The 16215-nt window shown below is 70.2% G+C and carries 15 protein-coding genes; 9 read left to right on the top strand and 6 right to left on the bottom strand.

Annotated features, from left to right (window positions below; all coding sequences use genetic code 11):
• Positions 1-24: 24 nt before the first annotated feature.
• Positions 25-255 (bottom strand): DUF7455 domain-containing protein, encoded by a 231-nt coding sequence (locus IG99_RS10510; protein WP_037672096.1) that lies wholly within the window; start codon positions 253-255, stop codon positions 25-27.
• A gap of 442 nt (positions 256-697) precedes the next feature.
• Here IG99_RS10510 and IG99_RS10505 point away from each other — a divergent pair, with 442 nt between their 5' ends.
• The 6 genes from IG99_RS10505 to IG99_RS10480 all read left to right on the top strand — a co-directional run bounded on the left by IG99_RS10505 (position 698) and on the right by IG99_RS10480 (position 7540).
• Positions 698-2821: a DNA gyrase/topoisomerase IV subunit B gene (locus tag IG99_RS10505; protein WP_037672095.1), complete on the top strand. Its 2124-nt coding sequence runs from the start codon at positions 698-700 to the stop codon at positions 2819-2821.
• Between the two features lie 153 nt (positions 2822-2974).
• A complete protein-coding gene (locus IG99_RS10500) occupies positions 2975-3499 on the top strand; it encodes a hypothetical protein (protein WP_037672094.1) in 525 nt (174 codons plus the stop codon).
• The gene (locus IG99_RS10495) at positions 3496-4650 is read left to right on the top strand and encodes a sensor histidine kinase (protein WP_037672093.1); all 1155 of its coding nucleotides are present in this window, start codon (positions 3496-3498) and stop codon (positions 4648-4650) included. The genes IG99_RS10500 and IG99_RS10495 overlap by 4 nt, the downstream gene beginning before the upstream one ends.
• Positions 4647-5339, top strand: a complete 693-nt coding sequence (locus IG99_RS10490) for a response regulator transcription factor (protein ID WP_037672092.1) — start codon at positions 4647-4649, stop codon at positions 5337-5339. Before IG99_RS10495 ends, IG99_RS10490 begins: the two co-directional genes overlap by 4 nt.
• A 60-nt stretch (positions 5340-5399) precedes the next feature.
• A complete protein-coding gene (locus IG99_RS10485; RefSeq protein WP_037672091.1) occupies positions 5400-5951 on the top strand; it encodes a DUF485 domain-containing protein in 552 nt (183 codons plus the stop codon).
• Positions 5948-7540 carry a solute symporter family protein gene (locus IG99_RS10480; protein ID WP_037672090.1) on the top strand — a complete coding sequence of 531 codons (1593 nt, stop codon included), beginning with the start codon at positions 5948-5950 and terminating at the stop codon, positions 7538-7540. Before IG99_RS10485 ends, IG99_RS10480 begins: the two co-directional genes overlap by 4 nt.
• 34 nt (positions 7541-7574) lie before the next feature.
• On the opposite strand, the gene IG99_RS10475 is transcribed toward IG99_RS10480, so the two are convergent.
• Positions 7575-8267, bottom strand: coding sequence for a response regulator (locus IG99_RS10475; RefSeq protein WP_037672088.1), 693 nt, complete (start codon positions 8265-8267; stop codon positions 7575-7577).
• Between the two features lie 159 nt (positions 8268-8426).
• On the opposite strand from IG99_RS10475, the gene IG99_RS10470 reads away from it, so the two are divergent.
• The 3 genes from IG99_RS10470 (at position 8427) to IG99_RS10460 (ending at position 11265) form a co-directional block, all read left to right on the top strand.
• Positions 8427-9242, top strand: a complete 816-nt coding sequence (locus IG99_RS10470) for an ABC transporter ATP-binding protein (RefSeq protein WP_037672086.1) — start codon at positions 8427-8429, stop codon at positions 9240-9242.
• A complete protein-coding gene (locus IG99_RS10465) occupies positions 9232-10095 on the top strand; it encodes an ABC transporter permease (protein WP_037672084.1) in 864 nt (287 codons plus the stop codon). The genes IG99_RS10470 and IG99_RS10465 overlap by 11 nt, the downstream gene beginning before the upstream one ends.
• Positions 10096-10203: 108 nt before the next feature.
• Positions 10204-11265: an ABC transporter substrate-binding protein gene (locus IG99_RS10460; protein ID WP_037672082.1), complete on the top strand. Its 1062-nt coding sequence runs from the start codon at positions 10204-10206 to the stop codon at positions 11263-11265.
• 24 nt (positions 11266-11289) lie between these two features.
• Here the strand turns inward: IG99_RS10460 and IG99_RS10455 are convergent, their stop codons facing one another.
• The 4 genes from IG99_RS10455 to IG99_RS10440 all read right to left on the bottom strand — a co-directional run bounded on the left by IG99_RS10455 (position 11290) and on the right by IG99_RS10440 (position 16196).
• The gene (locus IG99_RS10455; RefSeq protein ID WP_037672081.1) at positions 11290-11970 is read right to left on the bottom strand and encodes a response regulator; all 681 of its coding nucleotides are present in this window, start codon (positions 11968-11970) and stop codon (positions 11290-11292) included.
• Positions 11967-13637 (bottom strand): sensor histidine kinase, encoded by a 1671-nt coding sequence (locus tag IG99_RS10450; protein WP_037672079.1) that lies wholly within the window; start codon positions 13635-13637, stop codon positions 11967-11969. Before IG99_RS10450 ends, IG99_RS10455 begins: the two co-directional genes overlap by 4 nt.
• Positions 13638-13926: 289 nt before the next feature.
• The gene (locus IG99_RS10445; RefSeq protein WP_037672077.1) at positions 13927-14868 is read right to left on the bottom strand and encodes a sucrase ferredoxin; all 942 of its coding nucleotides are present in this window, start codon (positions 14866-14868) and stop codon (positions 13927-13929) included.
• Positions 14869-14921: 53 nt separating this feature from the next.
• On the bottom strand, positions 14922-16196 hold the full coding sequence (locus IG99_RS10440; RefSeq protein ID WP_037672326.1) for a citrate synthase: 1275 nt from the start codon (positions 16194-16196) through the stop codon (positions 14922-14924).
• Positions 16197-16215 lie beyond the last annotated feature (19 nt).

Genomic DNA, 16215 nt, shown 5'->3' with positions numbered 1-16215 from the left:
GCTGGCTCGTCGTTGTGCGAAGCGTCAGCGCTCTTCTTCGGAGGTGGATGCAGGAACGGTAGTCAGCCGCTCCGTCTCGTCCTGTATCTCAGCGGCGATCTTCTTGAGTTCCGGCTCGAACTTGCGGCCGTGGTGGGCGCAGAAGAGCAGTTCTCCGCCGCTCACCAGGACAACCCGCAGGTAGGCCTGGGCGCCGCAACGGTCGCAGCGATCAGCGGCCGTCAGCGGGCTCGCGGGGGTCAGAACAGTAGTCACGTCGCCTCTTCTCTAGCTCGACGAGCTGTCGTACCAGGGTCAACATCCAACCAGCCCCAAAACGTTCCCGCTCGTGGCTTCTCCTCGAAAAAAATCTCCGAGGTGGCCGTCTGCTGCCGGTTTGGCGGCGAATGTGCCGTATTGCGTGTCTGTCGTGTCTTACGGTTTCGCGCTGTCGGTCAGTGTCAGTCCGTCCGGCTGGATTGCCGGTTTGTTCATGAGGACGTGCCCGGAGCCTAAATGGTTCATGCCCCGAAGGGAACGTGATATGTACTTCACTCCAACGAGGGATCGAACGTGTATGCGACTCTGGACTAGGCTCAGGTCAGACGAGGGTGGCGTTACAACGGCTCTACCAGGCCTCGGTACCCTCTGAACGGCTACCGATGCCGCGCCCTTACCCAGAAGGGCACACCCTGAAATTCAGCGAGGAGCGAACCGCGTGACCGCCGAGACGTCCGTGCCGTCCACAGCGCTGCTGGCAGGAGCAGACCGGGACGGTTCCAACTACACCGCGCGGCACCTGCTCGTCCTCGAGGGCCTCGAGGCCGTACGCAAGCGCCCCGGTATGTACATCGGCTCGACCGACAGTCGAGGCCTGATGCACTGCCTCTGGGAGATCATCGACAACTCCGTGGACGAGGCCCTCGGGGGCTACTGCGACCACATCGATGTGATCCTCCACGACGACGGTTCCGTGGAGGTGCGCGACAACGGCCGCGGCATCCCGGTCGACGTCGAACCCAAGACCGGCCTTTCAGGCGTCGAGGTCGTCATGACCAAGCTGCACGCCGGCGGCAAGTTCGGCGGTGGCTCCTACGCGGCCTCCGGCGGTCTGCACGGCGTGGGCGCCTCCGTGGTGAACGCGCTCTCCGCGCGGCTGGACGTAGAGGTCGACCGCAGCGGCCACACGCACGCCATCAGTTTCCGGCGGGGCGTCCCGGGCGCCTTCGCCACGAGCGGCCCGGACGCGAAGTTCGAGGCCGCGAGCGGCCTGCGCAAGGCCAAGAAGATCCCCAGGACCCGTACCGGCACGCGCGTGCGGTACTGGGCCGACCGCCAGATCTTCCTCAAGGACGCCAAGCTCTCCCTGGAGAACCTGCATCAGCGTGCCCGCCAGACCGCGTTCCTGGTGCCCGGCCTGACGATCGTCGTCCGCGACGAGTACGGCCTCGGCGAGGGCGGCAGCAAGGGTGAGGAGTCCTTCCGCTTCGACGGCGGCATCAGTGAGTTCTGCGAGTACCTGGCCTCTGACAAGCCGGTCTGCGACGTCCTCCGCTTCTCCGGTCAGGGCACGTTCCGGGAGACGGTGCCCGTCCTGGACGAGCACGGCCAGATGACCCCCACCCAGGTCACCCGTGAGCTCGGCGTCGACATCGCCCTGCGCTGGGGCACCGGCTACGACACGACCCTCAAGTCGTTCGTGAACATCATCGCCACCCCCAAGGGCGGCACCCACATGGCGGGCTTCGAGCAGGCCGTCGCCGCCACCATGAACGAGGTGCTGAGGACCAAGAAGCTCCTGCGCGTCGCCGAGGACGACATCGTCAAGGACGACGCCCTGGAGGGGCTTACCGCCGTCGTCACCGTGCGACTCGCCGAGCCGCAGTTCGAGGGCCAGACCAAGGAGGTTCTCGGCACCTCGGCGGCCCGCCGTATCGTGGCGCAGGTCGTCGCCAAGGAGCTCAAGGCGTTCCTGACCTCCACCAAGCGGGACGCCGCCGCGCAGGCTCGCGTCGTCATGGAGAAGGCCGTCGCCGCGGCACGTACGCGGATCGCCGCCCGCCAGCACAAGGACGCACAGCGCCGCAAGACGGCCCTGGAGTCCTCCTCGCTGCCCGCGAAGCTCGCCGACTGCCGCAGCGACGACGTCGACCGCAGCGAGCTGTTCATCGTCGAGGGAGACTCCGCGCTCGGTACCGCCAAGCTCGCCCGGAACTCCGAGTTCCAGGCGCTGCTGCCGATCCGCGGCAAGATCCTCAACGTCCAGAAGTCGTCCGTGACCGACATGCTCAAGAACGCCGAGTGCGGCGCGATCATCCAGGTCATAGGAGCCGGCTCCGGGCGTACCTTCGACATCGACGCCGCCCGTTACGGCAAGATCATCATGATGACCGACGCCGATGTGGACGGCTCCCACATCCGCTGTCTGCTCCTGACACTCTTCCAGCGCTACATGCGTCCCATGGTCGAGGCCGGCCGGGTGTTCGCCGCGGTGCCGCCGCTGCACCGCGTCGAGCTGATCCAGCCCAAGAAGGGGCAGGACAAGTACGTCTACACGTACTCGGACCGGGAGCTGCGCGACAAGCTCATGGAATTCCAGAGCAAGGGCATCCGCTACAAGGACGCCATCCAGCGCTACAAGGGGCTCGGCGAGATGGACGCCGACCAGCTGGCTGAGACCACGATGGATCCGCGCCACCGCACCCTGCGCCGGATCAACCTCTCCGACCTGGAAGCCGCCGAGCAGGTCTTCGATCTGCTGATGGGCAACGACGTGGCGCCGCGCAAGGAGTTCATCTCCAGCTCGGCGGCCACGCTGGACCGCTCGCGCATCGACGCCTGACCGCTGTCTCCACCCACGGGTGGAGACAGCGCCCGGGTGAGGATCCACCCGTGATCCACCCTGGCGCCGATCTGCGGACCTGCGCGTTTCCGTAGCGTCGAAGGCGTCGGCGGCACTCGCCGCCGGCGTCCTCTTCCGCTCTCGGAGGCCGAGATGTCCGGGTTGGTCAACGCGTTGGCGATCGTGGCCGTGGTCGCGCTGGTGATCGTGCGCCAGTTCCGTGCCCGCAGGATCGACGCGGGCCGGCGCTGGTGGCTCGTCCCCGCGGTCCTGGCGTTCATGGCGTTGCGCGAGCCCGGCATCCTCGACATCCATCACCGCACGGAGTCCCTGTTGCTCCTGGGCGCCGAACTGCTCGTCGGTCTGGCGACCGGGGCCGGCTGGGCCTGGACCACCCGGATATGGGTGGCGGAGGACGGCGCCCTCTGGAGCAAGAGCACCAAGGCGAGCGGGGGCGTCTGGGCCGTCGGCATCGGACTGCGCGCGGGTCTCTTCGCGTGCGGCGCGCTACTCGGTGTCCACCAGGACAGTTCGGCCCTGATGTTGGGGCTCGCCGCCACCCTGCTGGTGCGTTCCGGGGTCCTGGCCTGGCGGGCGCAGGTCCTGGACCAGGCTCGCGCAGGGCGTGCGTCGTACGGTGACACCGTGGCCCGGTCCGCGTGGAAGGAGCGTGTGTGAGGGAGAACGCCTGGACACGCTGGCCTTCCCGGGAGGCACTGGGACACGAAGGAATCTCGGTCCCGCGACGCCTGGTCGGCCGGGCCGTACGTGTACTCGTCCTCGGCCTGTTGCTGTGGAGCACCTTCCACGACGGCCAGGTGCACGGCTGGGTGGCCGTCGCCGGGGCCGGGGGAGTGGTCCTCGCCGGGGGGCTGGCGTGGGCCTTCTTCCGGACCACCCTCCAGCACCGGCTTGGGGTGTCCCTGGCCCTCATCCTGCTGCTGACGGGGCTGGCGGCCGCTGCCCACGCCGCGGGCTTCGGCAGTCTGACGCTCGTCGTGTGGTGCGGTTGCGCGATCGTGGCGCTCGAGCGGATGCCCCTCGCGGCCGCACTGCCGGTGGCCGCGGCAGCCCTCGCCTCGTTCGCCGTGGTGGACGACGACAAGGTGCTGACCATCGGCGCCACTGTCGGTGGAATGGCCCTCGCCGGCTACACCCTGCGCCTGGACGCCGAGGCACGCGGCAACGCCCAGCGGCTGCTCGCCCAGGAGCGTGCGGCCCGTGCGGCGGAGGCGGAGTCGGCGGCCCTGGCCGAGCGCGCGCGCATCGCGCGGGAGATCCACGACGTGCTGGCCCACAGCCTCTCCGCGCAGCTGGTCCACCTGGAGGCGGCGAGGCTGCTCATCGAGCGCGGGGCCGACCGGGGGCAGATCCTCGAACGGGTCGTGGCGGCACGGGGCATGGCCCGCGACGGCCTCTCCGAGACCCGACAGGCACTGTCCGCGCTGCGCGGAGAACTGACTCCGCTGGAGGACTTCCTGAGCGGGCTGGTCGACACCACGGCGGACGGAGCCGAGGTCGCCATTACGGGTGAACGCAGACCGCTGTCGGCCGAGGCGTCGCAGGCCGTGCGCAGGGTGGCCCAGGAAGCCCTGACGAACGTCCGCAAGCATGCCCCGGGCGCCAGGGTGCGAGTGCGGCTGGAGTACGGCGCCCACGAAGTGACGCTGGACGTACGGGACACCGGAGGCTCTCCGGGCGAGCTCACCGGGGCGGGGGCCGGATACGGTCTGCTGGGCATGCGGGAGCGTGCGGAGCTGTTGGGTGGTTCGCTGCGGGCGGGGCCGGGCGAGGAAGGGTTTGTCGTGACGTTGAAGGTGCCGGCATGACGGAGGAGAACGGGAGGAAGTCCGCGCGCGTGGTGGTGGCGGACGACCAGACCGTCGTACGCGAGGGCATCGTGATGCTGCTGGGGCTGTTGCCCGGCATCGAAGTCGTCGGTGCCGCGGGTGACGGTGACGAGGCGGTGAGGCTGGTCGCCGAACTGGCCCCCGACGTCGTGCTGATGGATCTGCGGATGCCCCGCTGCGACGGAGTGGAGGCGACGCGGCGGATCCGGAGCGAGTACCCCGGCACCCAGGTCGTGGTACTCACGACGTACGCGGACGACGACTCGCTGTTTCCCGCCCTGAGCGCGGGCGCGCGCGGCTACCTCACCAAGGACGCCGGCGGCGACGAGATCGTGCGGGCCGTGCACAGCGTGCTGTCGGGGGACGCGGGACTGTCGCCGAGCATCCAACGGCGCCTGCTGGAGCGACTTTCGGAACCGGGGTCACGGCCGACCGCGCCCCCCGGCCTGCCGGACGGGATCACCGCGCGGGAGGCCGAGGTACTGGTGCTGATCGCCGAGGGCCTCAACAACCAGGAGATCGCCAGTCGGTTGCATGTCTCCACCGCCACCGTGAAGACCCACATCAACAACCTCTTCACGAAGACGGGGCTCAAGGACCGGGCGCAGGCGGTGCGTTATGCCTATGCGCAGCGGCTGGTGCGCCCACCAGCGGGGGAAGTCACCTGATGGGGTGAAGTACGCAGGGAAGAAGAGTCAGGGATCTTCCCGTTCTGTCCATCCTTGGGCATGCAGTCAAGCAACGGTCGCGCCCGCGGCGGCGGGAGCGGTTCCGACAGTTCCGTCGAGAACCACGCAGGTCATGACCCGGCTCCGGCCGAGACGGCCACAGAGGGGCGGTACGAAGACCCCTGGTACGACGCACTGGCCTCGGGCTGGGGCGAGTCGGCCGCCGCCGGCACACTCGGCCCGGCTGCCGCGGAGCCGCGCCAGGAGCAGGCCGGGGAGGTGGCGGACGTCTACCTGGAGGTGCAGCGGAGCGCCGCCTTCCAGGAGGTACGCAGCCGGTACCGGAGGTTCGTGGTTCCGGCGGTCGCGGTCTTCTTCTCCTGGTACGTGGGGTACGTCGTGACGGCGACCACCGCGCCCGGGTTCATGGCGCGGCCCGTGGCGGGGGCCGTGAACGTGGCCATGCTCGCCGGACTGGGGCAGTTCGTCAGCACCTTCCTGTTCACCTGGGGCTACACCCGGCACGCCCGGCTCCGCAGGGACCGCGCCGCACTGGAGCTGCGCTGGGACACCCAGGAACTGACCCGCGGCGCCCGAGGCGGTGCTTCGTGACCGACAACCATCAGACGCTGGCGTTGCTGCTGTTCAGCGGGTTCGTCGCGGTCACGCTGGGGATCACGGCCTGGGTGGGACGCAACAGGCGCGGTTCCGCGGAGGAGTTCTACGCGGGCGGGCGGCTCTTCTCCCCGATGGAGAATGGTTTTGCCATCGCGGGCGACTACATGTCGGCCGCGTCCTTCCTGGGTATCTCCGGGCTGATCGCGCTGTTCGGCTACGACGGACTGCTGTACTCGGTGGGCTTCCTGGTGGCCTGGTTGGTGGTGTTGTTCCTCGTCGCGGAACTGGTGCGCAACTGCGGGCGGTTCACGCTCGCCGACGTGGTCGCGGCGCGGATGAGGGAGCGCCCGGTCCGGATCGCGGCGGGAACGTCCTCGGTCACCGTGTCGGTGCTGTACCTGGTGGCGCAGATGGTGGGCGCGGGCAGCCTGGTCGCGTTGCTCCTCGGCCGGACGGGCGGGGCGGCCCAGGTCTGGGCGGTCATCGGCGTGGGGGCGCTCATGGTGATCTATGTGTCGTTGGGAGGGATGCGGGCCACCACCTGGATCCAGATCGTCAAGGCGGTCCTGTTGCTCGGCGGTACCGTCACGCTGACCGTGCTCGTCATGCTGCGGTTCCACGGCGACTTCGACCAGCTGCTGCTGACGGCGGCCGAGCGCAGCGGTCACGGGGCGGCGTTTCTGGCTCCCGGTCTGAAATACGGCGGCGACTGGACCGAGCGTCTCGACTTCATCAGCCTCGGACTGGCCCTGGTGCTGGGCACGGCGGGGCTGCCGCACATCCTCTCCCGCTTCTACACCGTCCCCACGGCCCAGGCCGCCCGGCGTTCGGTCGTCTGGTCGATCGGGCTCATCGGGGGCTTCTACCTGATGACGATCGTTCTCGGCTTCGGAGCGGCGGCGATCGTCGGGCCCGAGGCGGTCCGCGGTTCGAACGCGGCCGGGAACACGGCGGTACCGTTGCTCGCCCTCGACCTGGGCGGTGGTGCTGACTCCACGGGCGGCACGGTCCTGTTCGCGGTCGTCGCCGCCGTCGCCTTCGCCACCATCCTCGCGGTGGTCGCCGGGATCACCCTCGCCTCCTCGGCGTCGGTGGCACACGACCTGTACGCCTCCCTGCGGCGCGAGCGCACCGAATCGCGCAGCGAAGTGGCCGTGGCGCGGATGGCGGCGGTCGGCGTCGGAGTGGTCGCGATCGCCCTCGGCCTGTTGGCGCGCGATCTCAATGTCGCCTTCCTGGTGGGGCTCGCCTTCGCGGTCGCCGCGTCCGCGAACCTGCCGGTGCTGCTCTACTCGCTGTTCTGGCCCGGCTTCACCACACGCGGTGCCGTGTGGGCGGTGTACGGAGGGCTGATCCCGGCCGTCGCACTTGTGCTGCTGTCGCCGGTGGTGTCGGGCAGCCCCGAGTCCCTCCTCCCGGCCGTGGACTTCCAGTACTTCCCGCTGGAGAACCCCGGGCTCGTCTCGATCCCCCTGGGCTTCGTCGCCGGCTGGCTCGGCACGGTCACCTCGGCGGACATCCCGGACGAGGCCAGGCACGCGGAGACCGAGGTGCGGTCGCTGACGGGGGCGGGGGCCGTCTGACGGCCTGGCGGGCGACGGGGGCCGTTCGCGGAGGCTAGGGGGCCACCCAGGCGTAGCGGTGTTCCGGGCGGCCGGTGTCGCCGTACTTCAGGGAGAGGCGGAGGCGGCCGGCCTGTTCCAGGTGGCGCAGATAGCGCTGGGCGGTGGAGCGGCTCAGGCCGGTCTCGGCGGCGACCTCGTGGGCCGAGAGAGGGTGGCCCGCACGGTGCAGTACATCGCAGATCAGGTCGGTGGTCGGCTCGGTGTGGCCGCTGGGCAGCCCCGGCGACGACGGTACCGGCGTGGTACGCAGGGCGCCGAAGATCCGGTCGACCGTCTCCTGACCGGCGATGCCACGGCCCCCGACCCGGTCGACGGTGCGGCGGAGGGCGGCGTAGGAGTCGAGGCGGCTGCGCAGGGCGGCGAAGGTGAACGGTTTCACGAGGTAGTGCAGGGCGCCCAGACGCATCGCGGCCTGCACGGTGGTGACGTCGTGGGCTGCTGTGATCATGATCACGTCGGTCCCGTGGCCCTGTTCCCGCATCCGGTGGACGAGCTGGAGGCCCGTCTGGTCGGGCAGGTAGTGGTCGAGCAGGACCAGGTCGATGGTGCCGCGTTCGACGGTGGCCAGGGCCTGGGCGGCGCTGTGGGCGCGGGCGGCCACCCGGAAGCCGGGAACCTTCCCCACGTACTTGGCGTTTATCTCAGCGACACGGAAGTCGTCGTCCACGACCAGGACGTCAATCATCGGGCCTCTTTCCCTCAAGCCCAGGCGCGTAAAGCCCGTGTTTCGGCTCCGTTGTTGTAGCGCGAGCAAAACGAGCACAACAGGCCGTTGCAAGCAAAAGAAGCGCATGTGCCCACAAGGCTGCTGTCGTGGCCCGGGTCACACCTACTGTCCCCGGCCATGAGCGCAGACACCAGCCCCGCCATCGAACTGCGTGGCGCGAGCAAGATCTTCAAGACCCCGTCGGGGGGTCTGCACACGGCCGTCAGGGCCCTGGACCTCACGGTCGGACGGGGCGAGTTCGTGGCCGTCGTAGGACCGACCGGCTGCGGTAAGTCGACCACGTTGACGCTGGTCAGCGGCCTGGAAGAGCCCTCTGAGGGCGAGGTCCTGGTCACCGGGAAGCCGGTCCGGGGCGTCGGCGACAAGGTCGGCTTCGTCTTCCAGCAGGACGCCACCTTCCCTTGGCGTACGGTCCTGTCCAACGTCATGGCGGGCCCGCGCTTCCGTGGCGTACCCAAGTCCGAGGCGAAGCAGAAGGCGCGCGAATGGCTGGCCCGGGTCGGGCTCGCCGCCTTCGAGGACCGCTACCCGCACCAGCTCTCCGGCGGTCAGCGCAAGCGCGTCGCGCTCGCCGCGACCTTCGTCAACGACCCCGAGATCCTGCTCATGGACGAGCCGTTCTCGGCCCTCGACGTGCAGACCAGGGCGCTGATGTCGGACGAGCTGCTGGAGTTGTGGGAAGGCACGGGCGCCTCTGTCGTCTTCGTCACCCACGACCTGGAGGAGTCCATCGCCCTGGCGGACAAGGTGGTCGTGATGACGGCGGGCCCCGCCACTGTCAAGCACATCTTCGACATCGACCTGCCCCGGCCCCGCAAGGTCGAGTCCGTCCGCCTGGAGCCGCGCTTCATCGAGATCTACCGCGAGATCTGGGAGTCCCTCGGCGAAGAGGTCCGCATCACCCGTGAGAGGGGTGCCGCGCATGTCGCATGAGGTTCTCAGCACACCGGTCGTCGACACCGTCAAGGCGCCCAACCGCGCCCAGTCCCGGGCCCGCGCGGCCCGCAGACGCAAAGCCGTCGTCAACGGCGCGCGCGTACTGCTCCTGATCGGCGTACTGGGCCTGTGGGAGCTGCTCGCCCGCACCAAGACCATCGACCCGTTCAACTTCTCGATGCCCTCGAAGATCTGGGACCAGATCTGGACCTGGATCACCCACGGCACCGCGCTCGGCTCCCTGGGCGAGCAGATCTGGTACACGCTGCACGAGGCGCTGCTCGGCTGGATCATCGGTGTCGTCACCGGTGTCGTCTTCGGCATCGCCCTGGGAAGGATCACCTTCCTCGCCGATGTCCTTGGTCCATACATCAAGGTGCTCAACTCGATTCCCAGGATCGTCCTTGCGCCGATCTTCGTGATCTGGTTCGGCCTCGGGCCGGCCTCCAAGGTCGCGTCGGCCGTGGTCCTGGTGTTCTTCCCGGTCTTCTTCAACGCCTTCCAGGGCGCCCGCGAGGTCGACCGCAACCTGGTCGCCAACGCCCGCATCCTCGGTGCGAGCGACCGTCGAGTGACCCTTCAGGTGGTCATCCCGTCGGCCACCTCGTGGATCTTCACCAGCCTCCACGTGAGCTTCGGCTTCGCCCTGATCGGCGCCATCGTCGGCGAGTACATCGGCGCGACCAAGGGCATCGGCCTGCTCGTCGCCCAGTCGCAGGGCACCTTCAACGCGGCCGGTGTCTACGCCGCGATGGTCATCCTCGCCGTCGTCGCACTCGTCGCCGAGGGTCTGCTGACCTTCGCCGAGCGCCGCATCTTCCGGTGGAAGCCGTCGGGCTCCGACAGCTGACCCCCTCGACCGACGCCCTCGCCCTCGTTCGTTCCTCCTCCGTGTGCCGCCCTCTCCTCTCCGTGTGCCTTCTCCTCGTACCGCCCTCTCACAAGGACGTGAACCGCCATGCGCAAGCCCGCCAGATACGCCGCCCTGGCAGCCGCCGGACTGCTCGCCCTCTCCTCACTCACCGCCTGTGCCAACGACGCCGCAAGCACCGCGTCCAGCGGCTCCGGCAGCAAGGGTGACGGCAAGGGAACGAAGGTCAAGATCATGGTCGGTGGCCTCGACAAGGTCATCTACCTGCCCGCGATGCTCACCCAGCGGCTCGGCTACTTCGACGCCGAGGGCCTCGACGTCGAGCTGCTGAGCGAGCCGGCCGGCGTGCAGGCCGAGACCGCCCTCGTCTCCGGACAGGTGCAGGGCGCGGTCGGCTTCTACGACCACACCCTTGACCTCCAGGTGAAGGGCAAGTCCGTCGAGTCCGTCGTGCAGTTCTCGCACGCGCCCGGCGAGGTGGAGGTCGTCTCCAACAAGGCGGCCGACGACATCACCTCACCCAAGGACTTCAAGGGCAAGAAACTCGGTGTCACCGGCCTCGGCTCCTCGACCGACTTCCTGACCAAGTACCTCGCGGTCAAGAACGGCGTGAACGTCAGCGAGTTCACGCCGGTCGCCGTGGGCGCGGGCCCGACTTTCATCTCGGCGCTCCAGCAGGGCTCCATCGACGGCGGAATGACCACCGACCCGACCGTCGCCACCATCCTCGCCAAGAGGGCGGGCAAGGTCCTCCTCGACATGCGTACGCCCGCCGGCTCGCTCGAGGCGCTCGGCGGGCCCTACCCGTCGTCAAGTCTGTACATGCAGACGGACTGGGTGAACAGCCACAAGGACACCGTCCAGAAGTTGGCCAACGCATTCGTCAAGACGCTGCAGTGGATGTCCACCCACAGCGCTTCCGAGATCGCCGACAAGATGCCCGCCGACTACTCGCAGGGCAACAAGATCCTCTACGCGTCGGCGATCAAAAGCACTCTGCCGATGTTCACCAAGGACGGCGTCATGCCCAAGGACGGTCCTGAGACCGTCGAGAAGGTCCTCAAGGCGTTCAACCCGAACATCAAGAACGCCAAGGTGGACCTGAACAAGACGTACACGACGGAGTTCGTCCAGAAGGCGGCCGGCTGACCGCCGCACCCCGCCGCACGGCCCTCACGCGCGGGTCGCCCACACGTAACGGTGTTCCGGGCGGCCCGCGTCGCCGTACTTGAGGGTCAGCCGGGCCCTCCCCGTGCGCTCCAGGAGTTTCAGATAGCGCTGGGCGGTCTGACGGCTCACCCCGGTCCGATCGGCGATCTCCTGAGCCGACAGCGGCCCCTCCGCGTTCATCAGGGACTGCCGCACGAGCTCCGCGGTGGTGGGGGAGTGCCCCTTGGGCAGCCCCGGCTCCGAGGACGCGGACAGCGCGCCGAAGATGCGGTCCACGTCGGCCTGTTCCGCCTCGCCACCGCCGTCGAGGGTGCGGCGCAGCTCCGCGTACGCCTCCAGCTTCGCGCGCAGACCCGCGAAGTTGAACGGCTTGACCAGGTACTGCAGCGCCCCGTGGCGCATCGCCGCCTGCACCGTGGAGACGTCCCGCGCGGCCGTCACCATGATCACATCGGTCTGGTGGCCACGCCGGCGCATCTCCTGCACGACCTCCAGCCCCGTCTCGTCGGGCAGGTAGTGGTCGAGGAGGACCAGGTCCAGCCGGGGCAGCGCCTCAACTTGTCGCAGCGCCTCGGCCGCGTTGTGCGCCTCGGCGGCGACGTGGAAGCCCGGCACCTTCTCCACGTAGGCGGCGTTGACCCGGGCGACCCTGGCGTCGTCGTCCACGACCAGCACCTCGATCATCGGGTCTCCTCCTCGGCAGCGGTCTGCGTGGGGGCGGTCAGGGCGGGTTCCAGGGCGGCTTCGGTCAGCGCCTCGGGCAGGACGACGGTGAACTCCGCGCCCCCGCCGTCGGCCTCGGTCACCGCCACGCTGCCGCCCTGCCGTTCGGCGAGCCTGCGCACAAGGGACAGTCCGATTCCGCGCTTGCCGTGGGCCGGCGGCTTCTTCGTGGACCACCCCTCGGTGAAGACCAGTTCCCGCTGCTCCGCCGGAATCCCGGGACCGGTGTCCCGCACGCGCAGGACGGCGGTGCGACCCTCGGCGCGCAGTTCGACCTCCACGCGCGCGTGCGGCGTGCCCCCGACGGCGTCGAGCGCGTTGTCCACCAGGTTGCCGACGACCGTGACCAGCCCGCGGGGATCGATCAGCCGGTCCGGGAGCCGGGTGCGGTCCGAGACCCACAGGGCGACGCCGCGTTCGGCGGCGACGGTCGCCTTGCCGACGAGGAGAGCGGCGAGCAGCGGGTCCGCGATCTTCTCGGTGACCTGCTCCGCGGTGACCCGGTGGTCGCCGACCACCTCTCCGACGAACTCCACGGCGTCGTCGTACATCTCCAGTTCGAGCAGCCCGAGCAATGTGTGCATGCGGTTGGCGTGCTCGTGGTCCTGCGCGCGCAGCGCGTCGATGAGGCCGTGCGTGGAGTCGAGTTCCCGGCCGAGTTGTTCCAGCTCGGTGCGGTCGCGCAGGGTGGCGACGGCGCCGCCGTCGTCGGTGGGCATCCGGTTGGCGACCAGCACCCGCTGGCCGCGCACGGTCAGCAGGTCCGTGCCACTCACCCGGCCGGCCAGGACGTCCGCGGTGCGTCCCTCGCCGAGCGCCTCGTCGGGAGACCGGCCGACGACCTCGTCGCCGATGTGCAGCAGACGCTGCGCCTCGTCGTTGAGGAGGCGGATCCGGCCGGCACGGTCCAGCGCGACGACGCCCTCCCGGATGCCGTGCAGCATCGCCTCCCGCTCCGCCAGCAGCCCCGAGATGTCGGAGAAGGCCAGGTCCCGTGTCTGCCGCTGCACCCGGCGGGAGATCAGCCAGGCCGCCAACGCGCCCACGGCCAGCGCACCGCCCGCGTAGGCGAAAAGCCCCGGGATGGCATGGATCAGCCGGGCCCGGACACTGTCGTACTCGATGCCGACCGAGACCGCCCCGATGATGCGGTCGTGGCTGTCGCGCAGGGGCACCTTGCCGCGGGCCGAGCGGCCCAGGGTGCCGCTGTCTATCTGCATGACGTCCTTGCCCGCCAGCGCCTGGCTGGGGTCGGTCGAGACGACACCGCCGATCTGCTTGATGTCCGTGTGCGACCAGCGAACCCCGTGCGTGTCCATCACCACCACGTACTCGGCACCGCTGGCCTTGCGGATGCGCTCCGCCTCCCGCTGCACGGGCCCGTGGACCGACGGTCGCGTGGTCTGCAGGTCCTGGGCGATCTGGGGCATGGCCGCGGTGGTCTGCGCGATCGCGAGGGCGCGCCGCATCGCCTGGTCGTCCAGCTGGTGGCTGAGCGGGGCGAGGAACAGACCGGTCGCGAGCACCACCACACCCGCCGCGATCGCCAGTTGCATCATCAGGATCTGCGAGAACACGCGACGGGGCATGCCCAGGCGCAGGCGTCGGGCAGGGGGAGTGCGGCTCATACCCACGACGGTACGTGGGGGTACGGGACTTGCCGTAGGGGTGTGGCGTGGATCTCTCGGTCGGAGCCCGGGAGGGCGCTGCGGAGGGGCGGGACGGAGGCGCTGTGGAGGGAGCGGTATGCGGAGGTCCTCCGGAGAGGCGCTGTGGAGGGAGCGGTATGCGGAGGTCCTCCGGAGAGGCGCCGTGGAGGGAGCGGCACGCGGAGGACCTCCGGAGAGGCGCCGTGGAGGGGCGGCAACGCGAAGGGCCTACGGAGAGGCGCAGCGCTGGGGAGCTACGGGCAAGGCGTCAGCTCGCCAGCGCCGTGGCCGCCAGTTGGCGCAGCTCCACGACCTCCATACGTCCGGGCGTCCCCAGGACCGACGTGCCGCAGCTCTCCGGGCGGGGCGGCTGGGACGCGCCCTGCGCCACGACGACCCGCCAGTGGCGCCCGTCCGAGTGGGCGACGGTCACCTCCCAGCGCGGTGCGTCGCCGTCCGTCCGCACGACGCTCAGCACGTCCGCCGCGTGCTCGCCGGTCGCCCTGCGCACGGCCAGCTCCGCCGCCTGACCGGGCCGCTCCCAGGCGGAGCGTCCGCGGCACCCCGCCATGACGATCCGGCCTTCCTGCACGCCGTGCAGGACGTCCTTGACGGCGTGGGCCGCCGCCCGGCCATAGGCGTAGCCGTAGGGCAGGACGAGCACGGTCGGCGAGAAGCGGTGGCCCCCCAGATGCGTGACCTCCCAGACGCCTGTCGTGCCGGATGCGGCGAGCTCGGCGGCGAGCGGTCGGCCGAGGAGGGCGCAGCAGCGGTCCCGCTTGCCGTTGGTGCAGACGAGAGCGAGCGGGTCGCCCGTGTGAGGACGGCCCCGCAGGACCGTGTCGAAGGAGTTCGCGTCGCCCCTGCCGAGCGCGGCGAAGTCGAGGTTGAGCAGCTGGCGGGGGTCGGTGGTGATGGCGCCGTGCAGCCACACCCGGCCGGGGACGGTGTGGGCCGCGTACACCCGGCGCAGCTGGGCCGTGCCGAAGTCGGCGTGTCGTCCGGGGCGGCGGATGAGTGCGATACGTACGCCCGTGCCGTCGGCAGCGGCCTCCAGGGCGCGGCCCAGGGCGGGGTCCAGATGGCTCGAAGTGAGCGCCCTGGCGCCCCAGGGGCCGGACTGCTCCAGCAACAGCCAGGTCTGCGCCGTGGCCGCGGTGGCGGAAACGGGCTCGTCGAGGTCCTGCGAGACGGTCGCACACGTACTCACAAAGGTGAGCCTAACCTGATTTTCGACCGGGTGCTTCCGGCCGCGCCGCAGCCCTACGCGGGGGGTTCGAACGGCTCGGGGAGGGGCTGGGGTGGCCTGGGGCCCACGTAGTGGCCGCTCGGGCGCATGCGCAGCGGGCGTTCGCCGTACTCCTCCAGGGCGTGCGCGATCCATCCCGCGGTCCGGGCGACCGCGAAGATCGTCTCGCCCGCGGTGGAGGACATGCCGGACGACACCGTCAGAACGGCGAGTGCCAGATCGACGTTGGCGTGCAGCGGTGCGTGGCGGGCGGTGGTGGCCACGATGTCGCGGGCCGCGGCGAGCGCGGGCGCGGCGTGAGGGATTTCCTCCAGGAGGGCGAACAGGGCCCTCGCGCGCGGGTCCTCGGCCGGGTAGAGCCGGTGGCCGAGCCCCGGGATGCGGCGGCCGGCCCGCAGTTCGTCCGCGATCACGGGTGCGGCGTCACCGTGGTCGAGCACCTCGAGCAGCAGCCGGTGGGCGAGCCCGCTGGCGGCGCCGTGCAGGGGGCCCTCGATCACCCCGAGTCCGGCTGAGACGGCCGCGTAGGCGTGGGCTCGGGCCGACGCGGCGACGCGGACCGCGAGGGTGGACGCGGCCAGGTCGTGATCGACGAGCAGGCCCAGGGCCGTGTCCAGTGTGCGCAGGTACGCCTCGTCGGCGGGCCGTCCGCTGAGCCGTGCCCACAGGCGGTGGGCGAGCGGTCCCGCGTCGCGGTGGCTGCGTCGTTGCGGCGGCAGGGAAGCCACCAGGGTGGGAATCAAGGTGCGCGCTGTGCCGAGGACCGCGTCCTCGGAGAGGTCGAAGCGCAGTGGATCCGCCGCCGCGGCCGCGATCGCGGCGACCCGCAACCGGTCCGTGGGGCCGGTGTGCTCGGGCAGCGCCTCGACCGCGCGGCGGGCGACCGCCACGGACGTCTCGGGCGCGGTGAACGCGACACCCGGGCGCAGCCGACCGGTCCACAGCCATTCGGCGATCTCCTCGTAGGAGTGCCGAGCGGCCAGCGCGGTCGCGTCCACGCCCCGGAAGTAGTACCGGTCCTTCTCGATGAGCGTGATGCGGGTCCGTACGGCGAGCTCGGCCGCGGGCTGGGGAGTCCCGCCGTTCTCCCGCCTGTTGCGCCGGGCGAGCGCCTCCACCTCCTGGGCGTCGAAGGTACTGCCCCGGCCTCCGGGCACACGTCTGCTGCTCAGCTGACCGCGGCTCACGTACGCGTACACGGTCTCCGGTTTCACACCGAGCAACTCGGCGGCCTCCTTGGTGCTGAGCCGTCGTTCGGGGTGGCCGGGGCCGGGTTCCTGGTCGCGCATGAAGGTCACCGTATCCATC

The organism is Streptomyces griseus subsp. griseus (assembly GCF_000720255.1).
Taxonomy (GTDB): domain Bacteria; phylum Actinomycetota; class Actinomycetes; order Streptomycetales; family Streptomycetaceae; genus Streptomyces; species Streptomyces griseus_I.
This window is presented reverse-complemented; position numbering and strand designations above follow the sequence as displayed.